Annotated in this window: 14 protein-coding genes; 6 read left to right on the plus strand and 8 right to left on the minus strand. The window is 72.5% G+C overall.

Features of this window, described 5'->3' with window-relative positions; genetic code table 11:
• The first annotated feature begins 110 nt into the window (after positions 1-110).
• Positions 111-4181, plus strand: coding sequence for a discoidin domain-containing protein (locus ACFZB3_RS28205; RefSeq protein WP_391379938.1), 4071 nt, complete (start codon positions 111-113; stop codon positions 4179-4181).
• Here the strand turns inward: ACFZB3_RS28205 and ACFZB3_RS28210 are convergent.
• Positions 4178-4813: a TetR family transcriptional regulator gene (locus ACFZB3_RS28210; protein WP_391379940.1), complete on the minus strand. Its 636-nt coding sequence runs from the start codon at positions 4811-4813 to the stop codon at positions 4178-4180. The genes ACFZB3_RS28205 and ACFZB3_RS28210 overlap by 4 nt on opposite strands.
• A gap of 162 nt (positions 4814-4975) precedes the next feature.
• On the opposite strand from ACFZB3_RS28210, the gene ACFZB3_RS28215 reads away from it, so the two are divergent.
• Positions 4976-5737, plus strand: a complete 762-nt coding sequence (locus ACFZB3_RS28215; RefSeq protein ID WP_391379941.1) for an SDR family NAD(P)-dependent oxidoreductase — start codon at positions 4976-4978, stop codon at positions 5735-5737.
• A 31-nt stretch (positions 5738-5768) separates the two neighbouring features.
• On the opposite strand, the gene ACFZB3_RS28220 is transcribed toward ACFZB3_RS28215, so the two are convergent.
• Positions 5769-6455, minus strand: a complete 687-nt coding sequence (locus ACFZB3_RS28220) for a glycoside hydrolase family 75 protein (protein ID WP_391379943.1) — start codon at positions 6453-6455, stop codon at positions 5769-5771.
• Between the two features lie 385 nt (positions 6456-6840).
• On the opposite strand from ACFZB3_RS28220, the gene ACFZB3_RS28225 reads away from it, so the two are divergent.
• On the plus strand, positions 6841-7803 hold the full coding sequence (locus ACFZB3_RS28225) for a fibronectin type III domain-containing protein (protein ID WP_391379945.1): 963 nt from the start codon (positions 6841-6843) through the stop codon (positions 7801-7803).
• A gap of 168 nt (positions 7804-7971) precedes the next feature.
• Positions 7972-8547 carry a hypothetical protein gene (locus tag ACFZB3_RS28230; protein ID WP_391379947.1) on the plus strand — a complete coding sequence of 192 codons (576 nt, stop codon included), beginning with the start codon at positions 7972-7974 and terminating at the stop codon, positions 8545-8547.
• Here ACFZB3_RS28230 and ACFZB3_RS28235 read toward each other — a convergent pair.
• The 4 genes from ACFZB3_RS28235 to ACFZB3_RS28250 all read right to left on the minus strand — a co-directional run bounded on the left by ACFZB3_RS28235 (position 8544) and on the right by ACFZB3_RS28250 (position 12621).
• A complete protein-coding gene (locus ACFZB3_RS28235) occupies positions 8544-9089 on the minus strand; it encodes a helix-turn-helix transcriptional regulator (RefSeq protein ID WP_391379949.1) in 546 nt (181 codons plus the stop codon). The two genes, ACFZB3_RS28230 and ACFZB3_RS28235, sit on opposite strands and share 4 nt — an antisense overlap.
• A 23-nt stretch (positions 9090-9112) precedes the next feature.
• Positions 9113-11128 carry an FAD-dependent oxidoreductase gene (locus ACFZB3_RS28240; protein WP_391379951.1) on the minus strand — a complete coding sequence of 672 codons (2016 nt, stop codon included), beginning with the start codon at positions 11126-11128 and terminating at the stop codon, positions 9113-9115.
• Positions 11129-11250: 122 nt separating this feature from the next.
• On the minus strand, positions 11251-11625 hold the full coding sequence (locus ACFZB3_RS28245; RefSeq protein ID WP_391379953.1) for a hypothetical protein: 375 nt from the start codon (positions 11623-11625) through the stop codon (positions 11251-11253).
• Positions 11626-11748: 123 nt separating this feature from the next.
• A complete protein-coding gene (locus ACFZB3_RS28250) occupies positions 11749-12621 on the minus strand; it encodes a hypothetical protein (RefSeq protein WP_391379955.1) in 873 nt (290 codons plus the stop codon).
• A 276-nt stretch (positions 12622-12897) separates the two neighbouring features.
• On the opposite strand from ACFZB3_RS28250, the gene ACFZB3_RS28255 reads away from it, so the two are divergent.
• Entirely contained in the window at positions 12898-14976 is a 2079-nt protein-coding gene (locus ACFZB3_RS28255) for a SpoIIE family protein phosphatase (protein WP_391379957.1), read from the plus strand.
• 165 nt (positions 14977-15141) lie between these two features.
• Positions 15142-15894 carry a hypothetical protein gene (locus tag ACFZB3_RS28260; RefSeq protein WP_391379959.1) on the plus strand — a complete coding sequence of 251 codons (753 nt, stop codon included), beginning with the start codon at positions 15142-15144 and terminating at the stop codon, positions 15892-15894.
• A 135-nt stretch (positions 15895-16029) separates the two neighbouring features.
• Here the strand turns inward: ACFZB3_RS28260 and ACFZB3_RS28265 are convergent, their stop codons facing one another.
• Together ACFZB3_RS28265 and ACFZB3_RS28270 are read right to left on the minus strand one after the other, a co-directional pair.
• The gene (locus tag ACFZB3_RS28265) at positions 16030-16284 is read right to left on the minus strand and encodes a YciI family protein (RefSeq protein WP_391379961.1); all 255 of its coding nucleotides are present in this window, start codon (positions 16282-16284) and stop codon (positions 16030-16032) included.
• 14 nt (positions 16285-16298) lie between these two features.
• Positions 16299-16979 (minus strand): NAD(P)H-dependent oxidoreductase, encoded by a 681-nt coding sequence (locus tag ACFZB3_RS28270; protein WP_391379963.1) that lies wholly within the window; start codon positions 16977-16979, stop codon positions 16299-16301.
• Positions 16980-16994: the final 15 nt, after the last annotated feature.

The raw sequence follows: 16994 nt of genomic DNA on the forward strand, positions 1-16994 counted from the left end.
CAGGAAGCCCGTGGCGCCACAGCCTTTGGCAACGTTGTCATTGTGCTCGACGCGGGGCGTCCGGAGCCGATCCGGCCCACCCCGCCGCTTTCTGATGGGACGTCAGAATCATGACAGATCAGCCGGATCCGTCGCGCCATCCGTCGCGGCGGTCCATAGTCGCCACGGGCTCCACCCTGCTGGCCGGTTTCGGACTCGGCTCGGTGTTCCCGGCGGCAGACGCGGCCGCCACTCCCGCCGGCACCCCGGCCGGGCCCGCCGCGCCCGGTGAACTCGCCCTCCACCGGCCCGTCTCGGTCTCCTCGACCGCCTACGCCGCCACCCCGGGCTCCTTCGCCGTCGACCGGCTGTCCGCACCCGGCGTGCGGGGCAGCGGTTGGCGGGCCGGGGACGGCGACCCGCAGTGGATCGCCGTGGACCTGCAGGCGGCGTGCGAGGTCACCCGGATCCGCCTGACCTTCGAAGCGGACGCCGCCGACCCGGTGTTCACACCGCCGGCCACCGGGAACCCGGCCGACGGCACCACCGGCAAGGAGATCCTGTCGAGCTACGCGCTCGACTTCGTGGTCGAGACGTCCCTCGACGGGAAGTCGTGGACGAGTGTCCACCGCACGACCGCCGGCACCGGCGGTGTGGTGGACGTCCGGCTGCCCCGCCCGGCCTCGGCACGCCGGGTGCGGATGACGTGCCGCAGGCGCTCCGGTCCCCTGCCGCTGGGCCTCAACGGCTTCGAGGTGTACGGCATCCCCCAGGGGCACCGTCCCCCGGCGACGGGCTGGACCGACTGGGGCACCCGGCACGGCGCGGCGCCCGGGCTGACCGTGGCCGACGACGGCACCGTGCCGCTGGAGTCCGGCTGGCGGCTCACCCTGGACGACTGGGCGGGCGACGACGGCCCCGGTCTGTCGAAGACCGGCGTCGACACGAGCGGCTGGCTGCCCGCCACCGTCCCCGGCACGGTCCTGGGCTCCCTCGTGGACCAGGGCAGGCTGCCCGACCCGGTGTCCGGTCTGAACAACCTGCGCATACCGGAGGCGCTGTCGCGGCACTCCTGGTGGTACAAGCGGGACTTCGAGCTGCCGCGGGGCCTGCGCACGGGGTCCGGGCGCCGGATCTGGCTGGAGTTCGACGGCGTCAACCACCGGGCCGACATCTGGCTGAACGGCGAGAGCGTGGGCGGCCTGACCTACCCGTTCGCCCGCTCCGCCCACGACGTGACCGGGCTGCTCGCCGCGGACCAGGCGAACGCGCTGGCGGTACGGATCACCCCCATGCCCGTGCCCGGCAGCCCCGGCGACAAGGGCCCCCTCGGCGAGTCGTGGGTGGACGCGGGCGCCGGGCAGATGAACCTCAACTCCCCCACCTACCTGGCCTCTTCGGGCTGGGACTGGATGCCGGCCGTCCGCGACCGCGCGGCGGGCATCTGGAACCACGTCCGGCTCAGATCCACCGGGCAGGTCGTCATCGGCGACCCCCGCGTGGACACGAACCTGCCCAACCTGCCGGACGTTTCCGTCGCCGAGCTGACCGTCGTCGTCCCCGTCCGCAACGCCGACACCGCGGACCACTCGGCCACCGTGACCGCGGCGTTCGGCGAGGTCCGGGTGTCCAGGACGGTCACCGTGCCGGCCGGCGGCAGCACCGACGTCGTCTTCGCCCCCGACGCCTTCCGGCAGCTGCGGCTGAGCAGTCCCAGGCTGTGGTGGCCGAACGGCCTCGGCGAGCCGGACCTGTACGACCTCACGCTGACCGCGTCGGTCGACGGCACCGAGAGCGACCGGCGCACCACCCGCTTCGGCATCCGCCAGTTCGGCTACGAGTACAAGGTGCCGCTGCCGTTCACCGCGTCCGGCGACGCGTACACCCAGACCGTCGCCTTCGACCGGCAGCAGGCCCGGCACGTCCGCATCGACTGCCGTACCAGGGCCACCTCCTGGGGCAGTTCGCTGTGGACCCTGGCGGTGCGGGACAGCACCCGGCAGGCCACCGACCTCGCCCTGCACGCGTCCGCCGACGCCTCCAGCACGGACGGCGACGACCACGGACCGGCCAACGTGACGGACGGCGACCCGGACACCCGCTGGTCCTCGGCGTACGAGGACGACCAGTGGATCAGCGTCGACCTGGGCTCGTCGCAGTCCTTCGACCGGGTCGACCTCACCTGGGAGCGGGCGTACGCGCGGACCTTCGTGGTGCAGGTCTCCGCCGACGGCACCGAGTGGACCGATGTCCGGGCGGTGGACAACTCGGCCGTGCCGCTGCCCTTCAACGACGGCAACGCGAGCCTGCAGGTCGAGGACTTCGACCGGCAGAGTGCCCGCTACGTCCGCCTCGACTGCGGGCTGCGCAACACCAGTTGGGGCAACTCGCTGTGGTCGCTCGGCGTCATCGACAGCACCGCTCCCGGCACCGACCTCGCCCTGCACCGGACGGCGACGGCCTCCACCGAGGAGTCCGACCACCCCGCCTCGAACGCCACCGACGGCGACGCGGGCACCCGTTGGTCGTCGCAGTACGAGGACCACCAGTGGATCCGGGTGGACCTGGGCTCCGCGCGGTCCTTCGACCGGGTGGCGGTCGTCTGGGAGACGGCGTACCCGAAGACGTACGTCATCCAGGTGTCCGCCGACGGCGAGCAGTGGACCGACGTCAAGTCCGTGTCGAACGCCCCCGATCCGCTGCGGATCACGGTCAACGGCGTGCCGGTGCTGGCCCGGGGCGGCAACTGGGGCTGGGACGAACTGCTGCGCCGGATGCCGGCGGACCGGATGGACGCGGCCGTGCGGATGCACCGCGACATGAACTTCACCATGATCCGCAACTGGGTCGGCAGCAGCGACCGGGAGGAGTTCTTCGCCGCCTGCGACCGGCACGGCATCCTCGTCTGGAACGACTTCCCCAACGCCTGGGGCATGGACCCGCCGGACCACGACGCCTTCAACTCGATCGCCCGGGACACCGTGCTGCGGTACCGCATCCACCCCTGTGTGGCCGTGTGGTGCGGGGCGAACGAGGGCAACCCGCCGGCCGCGATCGACAAGGGCATGCGGGAGGCCGTCGAGCAGCAGGTGCCCGGGCTGCTCTACCAGAACAACTCGGCGGGCGGCATCGTCACGGGCGGCGGTCCCTACGGCTGGGTGGAGCCGGAGAAGTACTTCGACCCCGGCACCTACGGCAGCAAGGACTTCGGCTTCCACACCGAGATCGGCATGCCGGTCGTCTCCACCGCCGCGAGCCTGCGCAACCTGACGGGCGACGAGCCGGAGTGGCCCATCGGCGGCGCCTGGTACTACCACGACTGGAGCGAGCGCGGGAACCAGGCGCCGCAGAACTACAAGGCGGCCGTCGAGAGCCGCCTGGGCGAGGCCACCGGCCTGGACGACTTCGCCCGCAAGGCGCAGTTCGTCAACTTCGAGAACACCCGCGCCATGTTCGAGGCCTGGAACGCCAACCTCTGGGACAACGCCACCGGCCTGATGCTGTGGATGTCCCACCCTGCGTGGCACAGCACCGTCTGGCAGACCTACGACTACGACTTCGACGTCAACGGCACGTACTACGGCGCCCGTTCGGCCTGTGAACCGCTGCACGTCCAGGCCGATCCGGTGAACTGGCAGGTCCTCGCGGTCAACCACACCCGGGCGGACCTCCGCGGCGCCTCCGTCACGGCCCGGCTGTACGACCTGTCCGGCCGGCAGCTCGGCGGCGCCCGGACGGCGAAGGTGGACGTGGCACGGGCCGCCACCGCCGAGGCGTTCACCGCCGGCTGGAGCGACGACCTGCCCGGCCTGCACCTGCTCCGGCTGACCCTGGCCGACGCGGACGGCAAGGAGCTGTCCCGCAACACGTACTGGCGCTACCGCGACCCCGCCGCCATGCAGGCCCTCGGCAGGGCGCGGCAGGTGACCGTGTCCGTGTCGGCCGGGCCGGTGTCCCGCTCGGGAGACCGCCGCACCCTGACGGCCACCGTCCGCAACCGCGGCCCGGCCGTCGCCGCCATGGTCCGGCTGTCCCTGGTGGACGAGTCCACCGGTCACCGTGTGCTGCCGGCGCTCTACAGCCACAACTACCTGTGGCTGCTGCCCGGAGAAACACAGGCCGTCAGCGTGTCCTGGCCGTCGGGGGCTGTTTCCGCGGGCCGTCCGGCGCTGCGGGCGGAGGCCTACAACAGCCGTCGCTAGGCGAGCCCCTCCGCCACCACCGCGAGGGCCGAGCGCATGGTCGCCGTGAGCTCGGCCTCCGCCGTGGCGGGGTCGGTGGTCCCGTCGGCGACGCGCCAGGCGTAGTGCTCGACGGCCGCGCGCAGGGCCGCGTTGAACATGGCCGCCTGGATGGTGGGCCGCAGGTCGTCGGCGGCGAGCGCGGAGCGGTCGGCGAGGGCACGGGCGAACGCCGGTTCGGCCTCGTCGTAGGACTGGAGCCACTCCGCGCGCAGGCCCGGTTCGTCGCGGGTGAGCCGGACCAGGGCGCCCATGGTGGCGCGGTCCGGGCTGCGCACCAGTCGGCTGTCGGTCGGTACGGCGTCCTCGAAGGCCTCCTGCAGCGGCTGGCCGGGGCGCCAGGCGCGCAGGCAGTCGGCGACGGCCTCGATACCGGCCGCGAACAGCGGCCGTACGCAGGCCTCCTTGCTCGGGAAGTAGCGCCACACGGTGCGCGCCGAGACGCCGACCGCCTGCCCGATCTGCTCGCCGGTGGTCGCGGCCACGCCCTGGGCGACGAACAGGTCCACCGCGGCGCGGGCGATCTCCAGCCTGATCTCGGCCTTGCGCTCCTCGGTCAGGGGCGGCCGGCCCGTGCGTCCCCCTGCGGTCATCTGTCCCTCCCGTGCCGGTGGCTGCTGCACCGGGATTGTCCCCGAGGAACCGAGGTGATGGAAAATTCTCGCCGCGAATTTATGTCACTCGACGACATTAAGTCGTACGGTATGAGCCGTACCGGGCGCCGAGCGCCTCGCACCACCTGATGGGAGCACCACATGGCCAGCGGACTCGACGGGCGCGCCGTCATCGTCACCGGCGCGGGATCGGGCATCGGACGTGCCGCCGCCCTGGCCTTCGCCAGGGAGGGGGCCCGGGTCCTCCTCGCCGACCTGAACGCCGAGGCCGCGGGCACGGCGGTGGCGGAGATCGAGAAGGCCGGCGGCACCGCCGTGGCCGTCACCGGCGACCTCGGCGAGCAGTCCGTGGTGGACGAGGTGGTGGCGACCGCGGTGGCACGGTTCGGCGGGGTGGACGTCCTGGTGAACAACGCCGGGATCATGGACCGGATGTCGGCGCTGGCGGACGTCAGCGACACGGAGTGGGAGCGGGTGATACGGGTCAACCTCACCGCGCCCTTCCTGCTCACCCGGGCCGTGCTGCCGCACATGCTGGCGGCCGGCCGGGGCGCGATCGTCAACACCGCCTCCGAGGCCGGCCTGCGCGGCAGCGCGGCGGGCGCCGCCTACACGGCCTCGAAACACGGCGTCGTCGGCCTGACCAAGAACCTGGCGGTGATGTACCGCAACCAGGGCATCCGGGCCAACGCCATCGCACCCGGCGGCACCAGGACCGGAATCCAGATCGACCTGGAGGACGGCGCGCACGGGCCGGCCGCGCTCGGCCCGTACTTCGGCAACGTGGGCCAGGTCTCCGAGCCCGAGGAGCAGGCGGCGGCGATCGTGTTCCTGGCCTCGGACGCGGCGAGCAACATCAACGGCGCGATCCTGCCGGTGGACAACGGCTGGGCGGCCGTCTGACCCGCGCCGCCGGGGGCGGCCGGCCCGCCGGTCAGCCGTCCCCGGTGAACTCCGCCGCCAGCCGCTGCCCTTCCGCCTCCGCCTCCGCACGGTCCTCGATGCGCTCGACCGCCGAGTCCTTGAAGACGATGTAGGTGACACCGGACGGCACCCCGCCGACCCGCGGGTCGGGGTTCACACCGAGCGCCTTCGCGGTGGCGTAGGAGGCCTCGCCGATGATGTCGCGCGGTCCGGTGTCGCCGACGACGGCGTACTGGACCCGGCCCTTGTAGATGACCGCGGCGACCGCGCCGCCCCGGACGCCGGACTTCCGGTGGTTCCAGCGGCGGCTGGGGCCGGGTACGACGACGTAGGGCAGCTTCTCGGCGTTGAGCTGGCGGCCGTTGGACTGCTGGTAGGCGGTGGCGGCGGTGAACGCCGGGTCGGCGGCGCGGTTGCAGTGGGCGGTTCGCTGACCGTCGCAGTCGATGTCGAGGTCGGCCTTCCAGAAGACGGCCTGCCGGGTGCCGCACACGGGGACGGTGGCGGCGGTGCCGGCATCGGAGCGGAAGCGGCCCCGGGAGACCTGGTTGCAGTCCCGGACCCGGGCCAGCAGGTCGGTGGCGGAGATCCGGTGCCGGACACCGGGGGCCGCGTACGAGGCGGTGGGGGCGGGCAGTGTGGCGGGGGCGAGCAGGGCGGCGCCGGCCGCGGCCAGCGTCAGCGACTGGACACGCACGATGAGGGACCCTTTTCGTGGGGGACATGGAGTCACCCGGAACAAGATGGTGCGGGTCCGGCGGCCGGGCCAGCACGTGGAGGCTGTACAGGGCCGTTCGGCGCAACGAAACTGACACATCGTGAGCGGCCGCCGAGGACCGGGGCGCTGAGCCGGTGCCGGCCCAGACCGCCCCGGCCGCCCGTGCCGGCGCGGGATCAGCGACGACAGCGTTCCGCGCCACAGGCGCGAACTCCCCTGTTCTTCCAGGAAGTTCGACCGCAGGACCCTCAGCATACGTAACTCTCCCCCGGCGTCTGCAATACGGCCCTCTTGATGTCCGCATCCCGGGCAGTCATATTGGTCCGGACCATTGCCGTGCTGCCGACCCCGGGGAGGCGGAACCGTGCGCCGAGTTGCCGTCGTGGTCTGCGCCCTGCTGTTCGTGACGTCCTGCGGCCGGGGCGGCGCCGCCGACGGCGACAGCGACAGGCTGCCCGGCGCCCCGACAGGGGTGACCGCGGCCGCCGGGAGCGCCACCAGCGTGCACGTCATGTGGAACGAGCTGCCAAACGGTTCCGGGGTCCGCGCCTACGCGGTGTATCGCGGCACCACGAAGGTCGAGGAGGTACCCGGCTCCGAGCACATGGTGGACGTCACCAGGCTCAGGCCGTCCACGGAGTACGTGTTCACCGTGCGGGCCCGGGGCGGGGACGGCAGCCTCGGACCGCGCAGCCGTGCGGTGCGGGCCACCACCCCCGCGATGACCGCGGCCGACCGCTCGGCACCGACCCGGCCCGCACGGCCGGCGGGCCGGACCGTCGGCAGCCGCGCGGTACAGCTGTCCTGGGGCGCCTCGACGGACGACCGGGCCGTGGTGTCGTACGACATCTGGCAGGGCGGAGCCAAGATCCACAGTGTGGGCGGGAACCAGACCGCGGCGGTGGTCATGGGACTGCGGCCGGGCACCCGCTACGTCTTCACCGTGCGGGCCCGGGACGCGGCCGACAACCTCTCGCCCGCCAGTACGGCGGTGCGCCTCACCACACCCGGCAGCGGCGACGGCCGCGACACCGCGCCGACCGCGTTCACGGCCCGCACCCACGAGGAGAGCGGGGCCTGCTACCTGGATCTGGCCTGGGACCCGCCGCAGGTGGACGGTGTGGTCACCGAATACCAGATCCGGCTCGACGGCGGTACGACCACCTCCCTGGTGTGGGGCGGCACTCCGCCCAAGGGACGGTCGGCCTACAGCTTCTATGTGGGCCGCGACCATGGGGTCCGGCACCAGGTGCGGCTCCGGGCGCGGCTGCCCGACGGCACCTGGGGCGGCTGGTCGGCGGAGCGGACCGTGACGACAGGGTCCTGACGCGCATCCCGGCCTGGGCCGGACGGAGGAAGAACTCACCTGGCCGGTCGCCCTCCGGGTGCGGGACCGGCCGGGGCCCCTTTCGCTGAACCCGAGGCAGCACGGGCGTTTCCCCACCCTCGGCGGCGCAAGGGACGTTCCGCCGACCGTGCCGCCGGAGGGCAGACCATGCGCACTACACGACTTCTCCTCCGCTCCGGCCTGACCCTGGCGGCCGCCGCCGCTGTCCCGACCTGGTTCGCCGGCCCGTCCGCCGCGCTCTCGGGCATCTCGGTGAGCACCATCGGCACCACGGTCTCGGTGGTCACCAGCGCCTGCACCCAGAGCAACGGCAGCTGGGGCAACGCCTCGCTGCTCAACAGCGGTCAGACCGCCTTCGCCCAGGGGCGGCAGGTGGCCCTGGCGGGCACCACGGTGAGCCAGTCCGCCGCCTGGTCGGGGGTGTCGCCGGGCACCTACACGGTGGTCGTCGTCTGCTCCAACGGCGGTACGGCGGGCACCCAGTCGGTGATCGTCTCGTCCGCCCCCGCCGCGCCGACGACCTCCTCCACCGCCAACTCGACCGGCAACTCGGCCGCCAAGCCGGTCCCGCCCGCTCCCGCCCGGGGCGTGATGGGCGGTCTGGGCGGCGCCGCCCGCGACTACGGCCCGCTCACCCTGGGCATCGGCGCCGCGCTGGTCGGCTCGGGCGTCATCGCCACGGGCTGGTACCTGCGCAAGCGCTCGAAGCCCTACCGGCTCTAGGACGGGCCGGGGAGTTCGCCGAACTCCTCCAGGGCATGGCCGAGCCACTGCGTCCAGAAGGTCTCCAGGTCGATGCCGGCCCGCAGCACCAGGTGCCGCAGCCGGTCCTCCGGGGCGTCCTTGCCCGGTGGGAAGTCGCGCCGCTGGATCTCCTCGTACTCCGCCAACTGCCGCCGGTGCAGCTCCAGATGGCGGCGCAGATCGGCTTCGAGTCCGTCCGTGCCGACCACCGCCGCCGCCCGCAGCCGCAGCAGCAGCACGTCCCGCTGCGGCTTGGGATCCTGGGCGGCGGCGGTCCAGCGGGCCAGTTCGGCACGGCCCGCGGGCAGGACCTCGTAGCTCTTCTTCTGCCCGCGGGCCGGCTGCTCGGCCGGCAGGGTGCGGATGTAGCCCTCGGCCTCCAGCCTGCCGAGCTCGCGATAGATCTGCTGGTGCGTGGCCGACCAGAAGTAGCCGATCGACCTGTCGAACCTGCGGGTCAGCTCAAGCCCCGACGACGGCCTTTCGAGCAGGGCGGTGAGGATCGCGTGCGGGAGTGACATGGGCTCATCCTAGGGACGGGCGCTCACAGCGCGGCCGCGAGTTCCGTGCCCTGCTTGATGGCCCGCTTGGCGTCCAGTTCGGCGGCGACGTCGGCACCGCCGATGAGGTGCGCGCTGCGGCCCGCGGCGACCAGCTCCTCGTACAGGCCCCGGCGCGGCTCCTGCCCGGTGCACAGCACGACCGTGTCGACCTCCAGGACCGTGCTCTCGCCGTCGACGGTGACGTGCAGTCCGGCGTCGTCGATCAGGTCGTACCGCACGCCCGGGACCATGGTGACGCCCCGGTGCTTGAGCTCGGTGCGGTGGATCCAGCCGGTGGTCTTGCCGAGCCCGGCGCCGACCTTGCCGGTCTTGCGCTGGAGCAGGTGGACGGTGCGCGGGGGCGCGGGGCGCTCGGGGGCGGCCAGCCCGCCGGGGCTCCGGTAGTCCATGTCGACGCCCCAGTGCCTGAAGTACGTCGCCGGGTCGTCGCTCGCCTTGTCGCCGCCGTCGGTGAGGTACTCGGCGACGTCGAAGCCGATGCCGCCGGCGCCGAGGATGGCGACGCGGTCACCGACCGGGGCGTTGTCGCGCAGCACGTCGAGGTAGCCGAGGACGCGGGGGTGGTCGACGCCCGGGATGTCGGGGGTGCGCGGGGTCACGCCGGTGGCGACCACGACCTCGTCGTAGCCGGTGACGTCCCCGGGCTCGACGGTCGTGTTCAGGCGTACGTCCACGCCGTGGGCGTCGAGCTGGTGGCGGAAGTAGCGCAGGGTCTCGTCGAACTCCTGCTTGCCGGGGACCTTGCGGGCCACGTTCAGCTGGCCGCCGATCTCGGCCGCCGCGTCGAACAGGGTCACCTCGTGGCCGCGTTCGGCGGCGGAGACCGCGCAGGCGAGGCCGGCCGGTCCGGCGCCGACCACCGCGACGCGCTTCTTCAGCCGGGTCGGGGCGAGGACCAGCTCGGTCTCGTGGCAGGCGCGCGGGTTGACCAGGCAGGAGGTGATCTTCCCGCCGAAGGAGTGGTCGAGGCACGCCTGGTTGCAGCCGATGCAGGTGTTGATGGCCTCGGGCGTGCCGGCCGCGGCCTTGGCGACGAAGTCGGGGTCGGCGAGCATCGGGCGGGCCATCGCGACCATGTCGGCGAAGCCCTCGGCGAGCAGCTCCTCGGCGACTTCCGGGGTGTTGATGCGGTTGGTGGCGACCAGCGGCACGGACACCGCGCCCATCAGCTTCTTGGTGACCCAGGTGTAGGCACCGCGCGGGACCGAGGTGGCGATGGTCGGGATGCGGGCCTCGTGCCACCCGATGCCGGTGTTGATGATGGTCGCCCCGGCGGCCTCGACGGCCCGGGCGAGGGTGATCACCTCGTCGAGGGAGGAGCCGCCGGGGACCAGGTCCAGCATGGACAGCCGGTAGACGATGATGAAGTCCTCGCCGACGGCCTCGCGCACCCGGCGGACGATCTCGACGGGGAACCGCATCCGGTTCTCGTACGAGCCGCCCCAGCGGTCGGTGCGGCGGTTGGTCACGGCGGCGACGAACTCGCTGATCAGGTAGCCCTCGGAGCCCATGATCTCGACGCCGTCGTAGCCGGCCTGCCGGGCGAGCCGGGCGGCGCGGACGTAGTCGTCGATGGTGCGCTCGACGTCGGCGTCGGTCAGCTCACGGGGCGGGAAGGGGCTGATCGGGGCCTGGAGGGGGCTCGGGGCGACCAGGTCGCGGTGGTAGGCGTACCGGCCGAAGTGCAGGATCTGCAGCGCGATCCGGCCGCCCTCGCGGTGCACGGCCTCGGTGACAACCCGGTGCTGCCCGGCCTCCTCCTCGGTGGTGAGCTTGGCGCCGCCCTCGTAGGGCCGGCCCTCCTCGTTGGGCGCGATGCCGCCGGTGACGATGAGGCCGACCCCGCCGCGGGCCCGGGCCGCGTAGAACTCCGCCATCCGCTCGAAGCCGCGCTCGGCCTCCTCCAGGCCCACGTGCATGGAGCCCATGAGCACCCGGTTGGGAAGGGTGGTGAAGCCGAGGTCGAGGGGTTCGAGCAGGTGGGGGTAACGGCTCATGGGGGCCTCCGTGCGCGGTGTCGTCACCGTAGTTGTAGAGGACCGCGCACGGTTTATGCAACTAGTTGCACAAGGCCGGAGCCGGTGGCATGTGACATATCACTGGGTTCTCAACCGGTGCGCTACGCCCCCCGGCTCTCCAGCAGCACATGCAGCTCCCTCTCCTGGTCCCCCGACGCGGAGGACAGGTTCCGCACGGCGAACAGGGAGTCGAGGGTCTTGTGCAGCCGGCTGATGGCCCAGTAGCCGCCCTGCGCGTCGGCCTCGACCGGGGCCGAGAGCCGGGGCGGCAGGGTGCACTCGTGGGCGTCGGTGACCTCGAACGTGCCGAGCCACACCATCGGGCGGGTCTCGTGGAGCTGTTGCGGCACGTCCTCGGCGGCCCGGTCGGACTCGAAGCACTGGCACAGCGCGTCGAACACGATCCGGGCGTCCTCCTTGCTGCATCCGCTGATCTCCAGCGAGACGGGTTCCTCGTGCAGTCGCTCACGGACCATCGTGATCGCTCCTCTCATGGCGATGGCGCGGCAGCACGGGTTCCCCCGCGAACCACGCCATGCCAACAGAAAAGCACCGATCTCCGGGCGTTGCACCACCCGCCGCGGCAGGCGGCCGCGGGCTCAGCTCCGGGTGAACTTGTAGGTCTGGCTGTCCGTGAGGACGCAGATGCCGGGCGACATCACGATGACCCGAAGGGTGCCGGTGCGCCGGTCGTAGTCGATGCCCTCGGCCTCGAAGGTGCCGGAGCAGGAGCTGCGCAGCGGGAGCTGGCGCAGGGCCGTGACGTGCCCGGTGACGTTCGCGGAGCCGGGCTGGGCGGACAGGTCGATCTGCAGCAGCGGCTTGGTGTAGCCGAAGAGGCTGCCGTCCGGGTCGTCCGACGAGCACAGCAGGGTGGTGGCGCCGGTGAAGTCGCAGCCCTGCACGTCGCGCACGGCGTGGTCGAGGTTGACGACGGAGGCCAGCGGGAGGTTCGCGGACGGCGAGGTGCTCTTGTTGGCGCCCGGCGTCGGGAAGACCAGGAAGCGGGTCATCGTGCCGTACTCGCCGGAGAGCATGTACTGGCTGTCGGGCGTGATGGCGGACCAGGAGTTGTTGAGGGCCTCGCCGGAGACGAGCGTGTGGACGTACTCCGACCAGGTGCCGTCGGGGGCCTGCACCCGGTACATCTTGTAGGTGCTGGAGTCCGCCTGGTACGGCTCGACGTAGTAGCCGTCGTAGGACTCGTCGGGGTCGCCGACGTGGTTCCAGCCGCGGGCGTAGACGCCGAGCGGGATGGTGCCGACTCCGGTGTACCGGTTGGGGCTGCCGGCCGGGACCTCGACCGAGGTGAGGCCCTGGCTCTCGCTCAGCGCATCGGCGTGGTCGGAGCCGGTCTCGGTCCAGGTGTCGGCGGCGGAGGCCGGGGCGGCGGTCGCGAGGACCATGGTGGTGGCGAGGGCGACCAGGGCGGTCAGGCCTGCGTGACAACGTTGCCGGGTGGACGCGGGCATGGAAGCCTACTCCTCGGTATCGGTGGGGGTGGGAGGCGCGTGCGCCGGTCAGTCTGGCGCGGCCCCGCCGGACATGTACAGACCAATGACGGGACGGGAAGGTGAACTCACGCCACTGCCGCCCCGGTGGCCGCTTCGCCGTACGGATGCCGCCGTGTTGAGAGATGGTGGAAAAGTCGGCGGTGGCATCGGAGAGTCGGGTGTGAGCGCGATAGAACAAGGGGAGTCGGCACGGGGGACGGCGTGCCGTGCGGAAGCTCGAAGGCGGTGCGTGCGATGAGTCCAGCCGAGTCCTCGGTGCCGGGGGGCCGGGAGTCCGTACGCGGACCCGTGCGGCCGGGCGGGCTGCTGGACGTCCTGAGCGTGGCCTCGGTCGTGCTGGACGCCCAGGGGCGGATCGTGCTGTGGAGCCCGCAGGCGGAGGAGCTGTTCGGCTACTCGGCGCAGGAGGCGCTCGGCCAGTACGCGGCCCGGCTGATGGTGCACGAGCGCCACATCGAGCTGGTCGGCAAGCTGTTCGCGGACGTGATGAGCACCGGGCGGAGCTGGGCCGGAGGCTTCCCGATCCGGCACAAGGACGGCTCCACCCATGTGGTCGAGTTCCGCAACATGCGGCTCATGGACGACAACGGCGACGTGTTCGCGCTGGGTCTGGCGGCCGACCAGTCGACGGTGCGCCGGCTGGAGCAGGACGTGGCGCTGTCCGAGCGGATCGTGCAGCAGTCGCCGATCGGGCTGGCCGTGTTCGACACGGACCTGCGCTTCGTGTCGGTCAACCCGGCGATGGAGCGGATGAACGGCGTCCCGGCCGCGGAGCACGTGGGACGGACGATCGGCGAGGTACTGCCCTCGCTGGACGCCGACGCCCTGGAGTCGGCCTACCTGCGGGTGCTGCGGACCGGTGAGCCGGTCATCGACCAGTCCGCGGTGGGCCGTACGCCGGCCGATCCGGACGTGGAGCACATCTGGTCGGTGTCGGTCTACCGGCTGGACGACGCGCTGGACAACGTGCTGGGCGTGGCCACCTCGGTGGTGGACATCACCGAGCCGTACCGGGCCGGCGTGGAGGCGGAGAACGCGCGCCGCCGGCTGGCCGTGATCGCCGACGCCTCCGCCCGTATCGGCACCACCCTGGACCTGGAGCGCACCGCCCGGGAGCTGGCCGACGTCGCCGTGCCGGAGCTCGCCGACGTGGCCGCCGTTCAGCTGCTCGACACGGTGGTCGAGGGCCGGAGCGGCACCCCCGGTCCGGCCGAGCCGGCCGTGCTCCGGGTCCTCGCCGTGCGCGCCGAGCAGCGGGCGGACGCGGTCCAGGCCGCCGACGCGCCGGGCACGGTCGCCCGGTACGCACCGGACCGGCTGGTCACCGAGTGCGTACGGAGCGCGGAGTCGGTCGTCGTCCCGCAGGTCAAGGACGAGGACCTGGCGCGGATCGCCCCCTCCCCCGAGGCCGCGGTGCTGCTGGGCCGGGCGGGGGTGCACTCGTATCTGGCCGTGCCGCTGATCGCGCGCGGCGAGGTGCTGGGCGCCCTCGATCTCAAGCGCACCCGCCATCCGGCGTCCTTCGACGACGACGACCTGCTGCTGGCCCGGGAGCTGGCGGCGCGGGCGGCCGTGCAGATCGACAACGCCCGCTGGTACGAGAACGCCCGCACCACCGCGCTGACCCTCCAGCGCAGCCTGCTGCCCACGCATCCCCGGGTGACCCCGGGTCTGGAGGTCGCCTCCCGGTACCAGCCGGCGGGCGCCACCGTCGAGGTGGGCGGCGACTGGTTCGACGTCATCCCGCTGGACGGCGGCCGTACGGCCCTCGTGGTGGGCGACGTGATGGGCAGCGGCATCAACGCGGCCGCGACGATGGGCCGGCTGCGCACCGCGACCACCACCCTGGCCGCGCTGGGCCTCGATCCGGCGGTGCTCCTCGAACACCTGGACAAGACCACGTCGGGCCTCGACCATTCCATCGCGACCTGCGTGTACGCCGTGTACGACCCGCAGCTGCGCCGGTGCCGGATCGCCAACGCCGGCCATCTGCCCCCGGCCCGGGTCCGCCCCGGCCGTCCGCCGCAGCTCCTCGATCTGCCCACCGGGGTCCCGCTGGGCGTCGGCGGGGTCGCCTTCGCCACCACGACCGTCGACTTCGAGCCCGGCGACGAGCTGGTGTTCTACACCGACGGCCTGGTGGAGACCCGCAGGCATTCCCTGGACGAGCGCCTCGACGAGTTGCTGGCCCTGCTCGACGGCCCCGCCCGCCCGCTGGAGGAGGTCTGCGACCTGCTGCTGCGGGAGCTGCACCACCCCGACAACCACGACGACGTGGCGCTGCTCATCGCGCGGGCCCGGGAACTGCCGTAGCCGAGGAGGGGCCGCCGGGGCGCCGGACACGCCGGGCGCGCCGGTGCGGATTCATCGCATTCACAGGAACTGATTACCGGGTTCTTATCGGCGAACTCCCACAATTCACAGAGAGGCATGCGTCGTGCGATGCCGCGTGCCGCCGTTCTCCGATGGGAGCGAGCCGTGACGCACGAACCGGAGCAGGAACACCGCCGTGACGTCGACGGAACCGGACCGTCGATCCCGCCGATGCCCGACCGTCCCCCGCAGACCGCCGCCCCGGAGTGGGGAGCCCCGTCGGAGGTTCTCTCGGGTCCGGGGCCGGACCGTGAGCCCGGGGCACCGCTGCGGGACCGGTGGCGCCGCCAGTCGTTCCGCGTGCGCGCGGTGACCGTGGCCTTCGTCGCCGGGGCGCTGGCCCTGGGCGGCACGGTGGCGTTCGCCGCCGGTTCCAACAACAGCGGCACTGCCGCGTCCCCGGCCGCCTCCGGTGCGCCGTCGGCGCCCTCCGCACCGGACGGGCGCGGACCCGGGCACGGCTGGTTCGGGATGGGCGGCATGGGCGTGCACGGCGAGGCGACCGTCAAGGACCCGGACACCGGCAAGTACGTGGTGCGAGTCTGGCAGCGGGGCACGGTCGAGAAGGTGGACGGCGACCAGGTCACGGTGAAGAGCGACGACGGCACGTCGTGGACGTGGACCGTGGGCTCGGACGTGAAGGTGCGGGGTGACTCCGACACGCTGAAGAAGGACGCGAAGGCCTTCCTGATCGGCACCCGCGGCGACGACGGCAAGCCGACCGCCTCGGGCGCCTTCTCGGGTGACTTCATGGGCATGGGCCGGGGCGGCGGCATGCACGACCACGGCGGCCCGTGGCAGCGCCCGGGCGACCGCTCACCGTCGCCGAGCCCTTCGGGGAGCGGGGCGACCACCTAGCACCGCGACCGACGAGGAATGCCGCGCCGGCGGCGCGCGGGTCGACGCGCGCCGGCCGGCTCCGGAACTGAGCCTTCCGGAGCCGGCCGGCGGATTTCCCGGGGTCTGCCGGAGCATCCGGGACGGCGGCACGCCTCAGAACCGGCTGACCTCGACGTACTCGAACGTCAGCAGGCCGTGGGCCGCATAGGGAAGTCGGCCCAGCTTGTTCCGGGCGTCCTGCAGGCTGTCGGCCTCCACGACGAGGAACGCGCCCGGCCCGTCGTCGCGCCGGAACGCCGCGAGCACGACGCCGTCCGCCTTCAGCTCCCGGAGCACCCGGGCCTCGCCCTCCGCATGGGCGGCCAACCCGCCCGGATCGGTGACCGTTCCGGTCACGTGCAGGTACATCGGATGTCCTCCACTCAGATCCGTGTCCCGGCCTCGGCCGCGCTGCGTGCCGAGATCTCCCGGAAGTCCTCCAGCGTGTTGCGCCGGATCTCGTACGGCCGTCCGTGCACCCAGCGGGCGGTGAGCTCGGCCACCCGGGCGCCGTAGCGTTCGGCGGTGACCAGGTCGCCGTGCGCGCCGACCGCGCCCGGGCCCTCGTCCACGTTGGTCTGGCCCATCACGCCGAGCCAGGAACCCAGCCGGTTGACGTCGTGGACGGTGCCGCCGGTCCAGTTGTTGCCGGCCGCGTCACCGACCGAGATCCACTGCATGTTCATCTGGGCCGCGAAGACGGCCAGTTGCTGCAGCGAGAACAGCTTGTCCCCGTTCTGGGCGGCCGAGTGGGTGAAGCCTCCGGCCAGCTTGTCCTTCCACTCCTGTCCCAGGAACGGATGGAACGCGCCTTCCAGGAACGCCTTGAACACGGCCGACAGACTGCCCATGTAGGTCGGCGCGCCGAACAGGATCGCGTCGGACCGCTTCAGCAGTTCCATCGTCTCCTCGTCCGACCAGCGGCCTTGCGACACCTGCTCGCCCAGGATCTCGATCAGTTGCACCTCGACGTCGGGCACGGTCTTCACACCCCGTGCGATGTGCTCGGCCAGCGCACGGGTGTGCCCGTGCGGGGAGTGGTGGACAACGGACACAGTTGCCATGGGATTGCCTTTCTG

Origin of the sequence: Streptomyces sp. NPDC008092 (assembly GCF_042957285.1) — a bacterium.
Classification (GTDB): domain Bacteria; phylum Actinomycetota; class Actinomycetes; order Streptomycetales; family Streptomycetaceae; genus Streptomyces.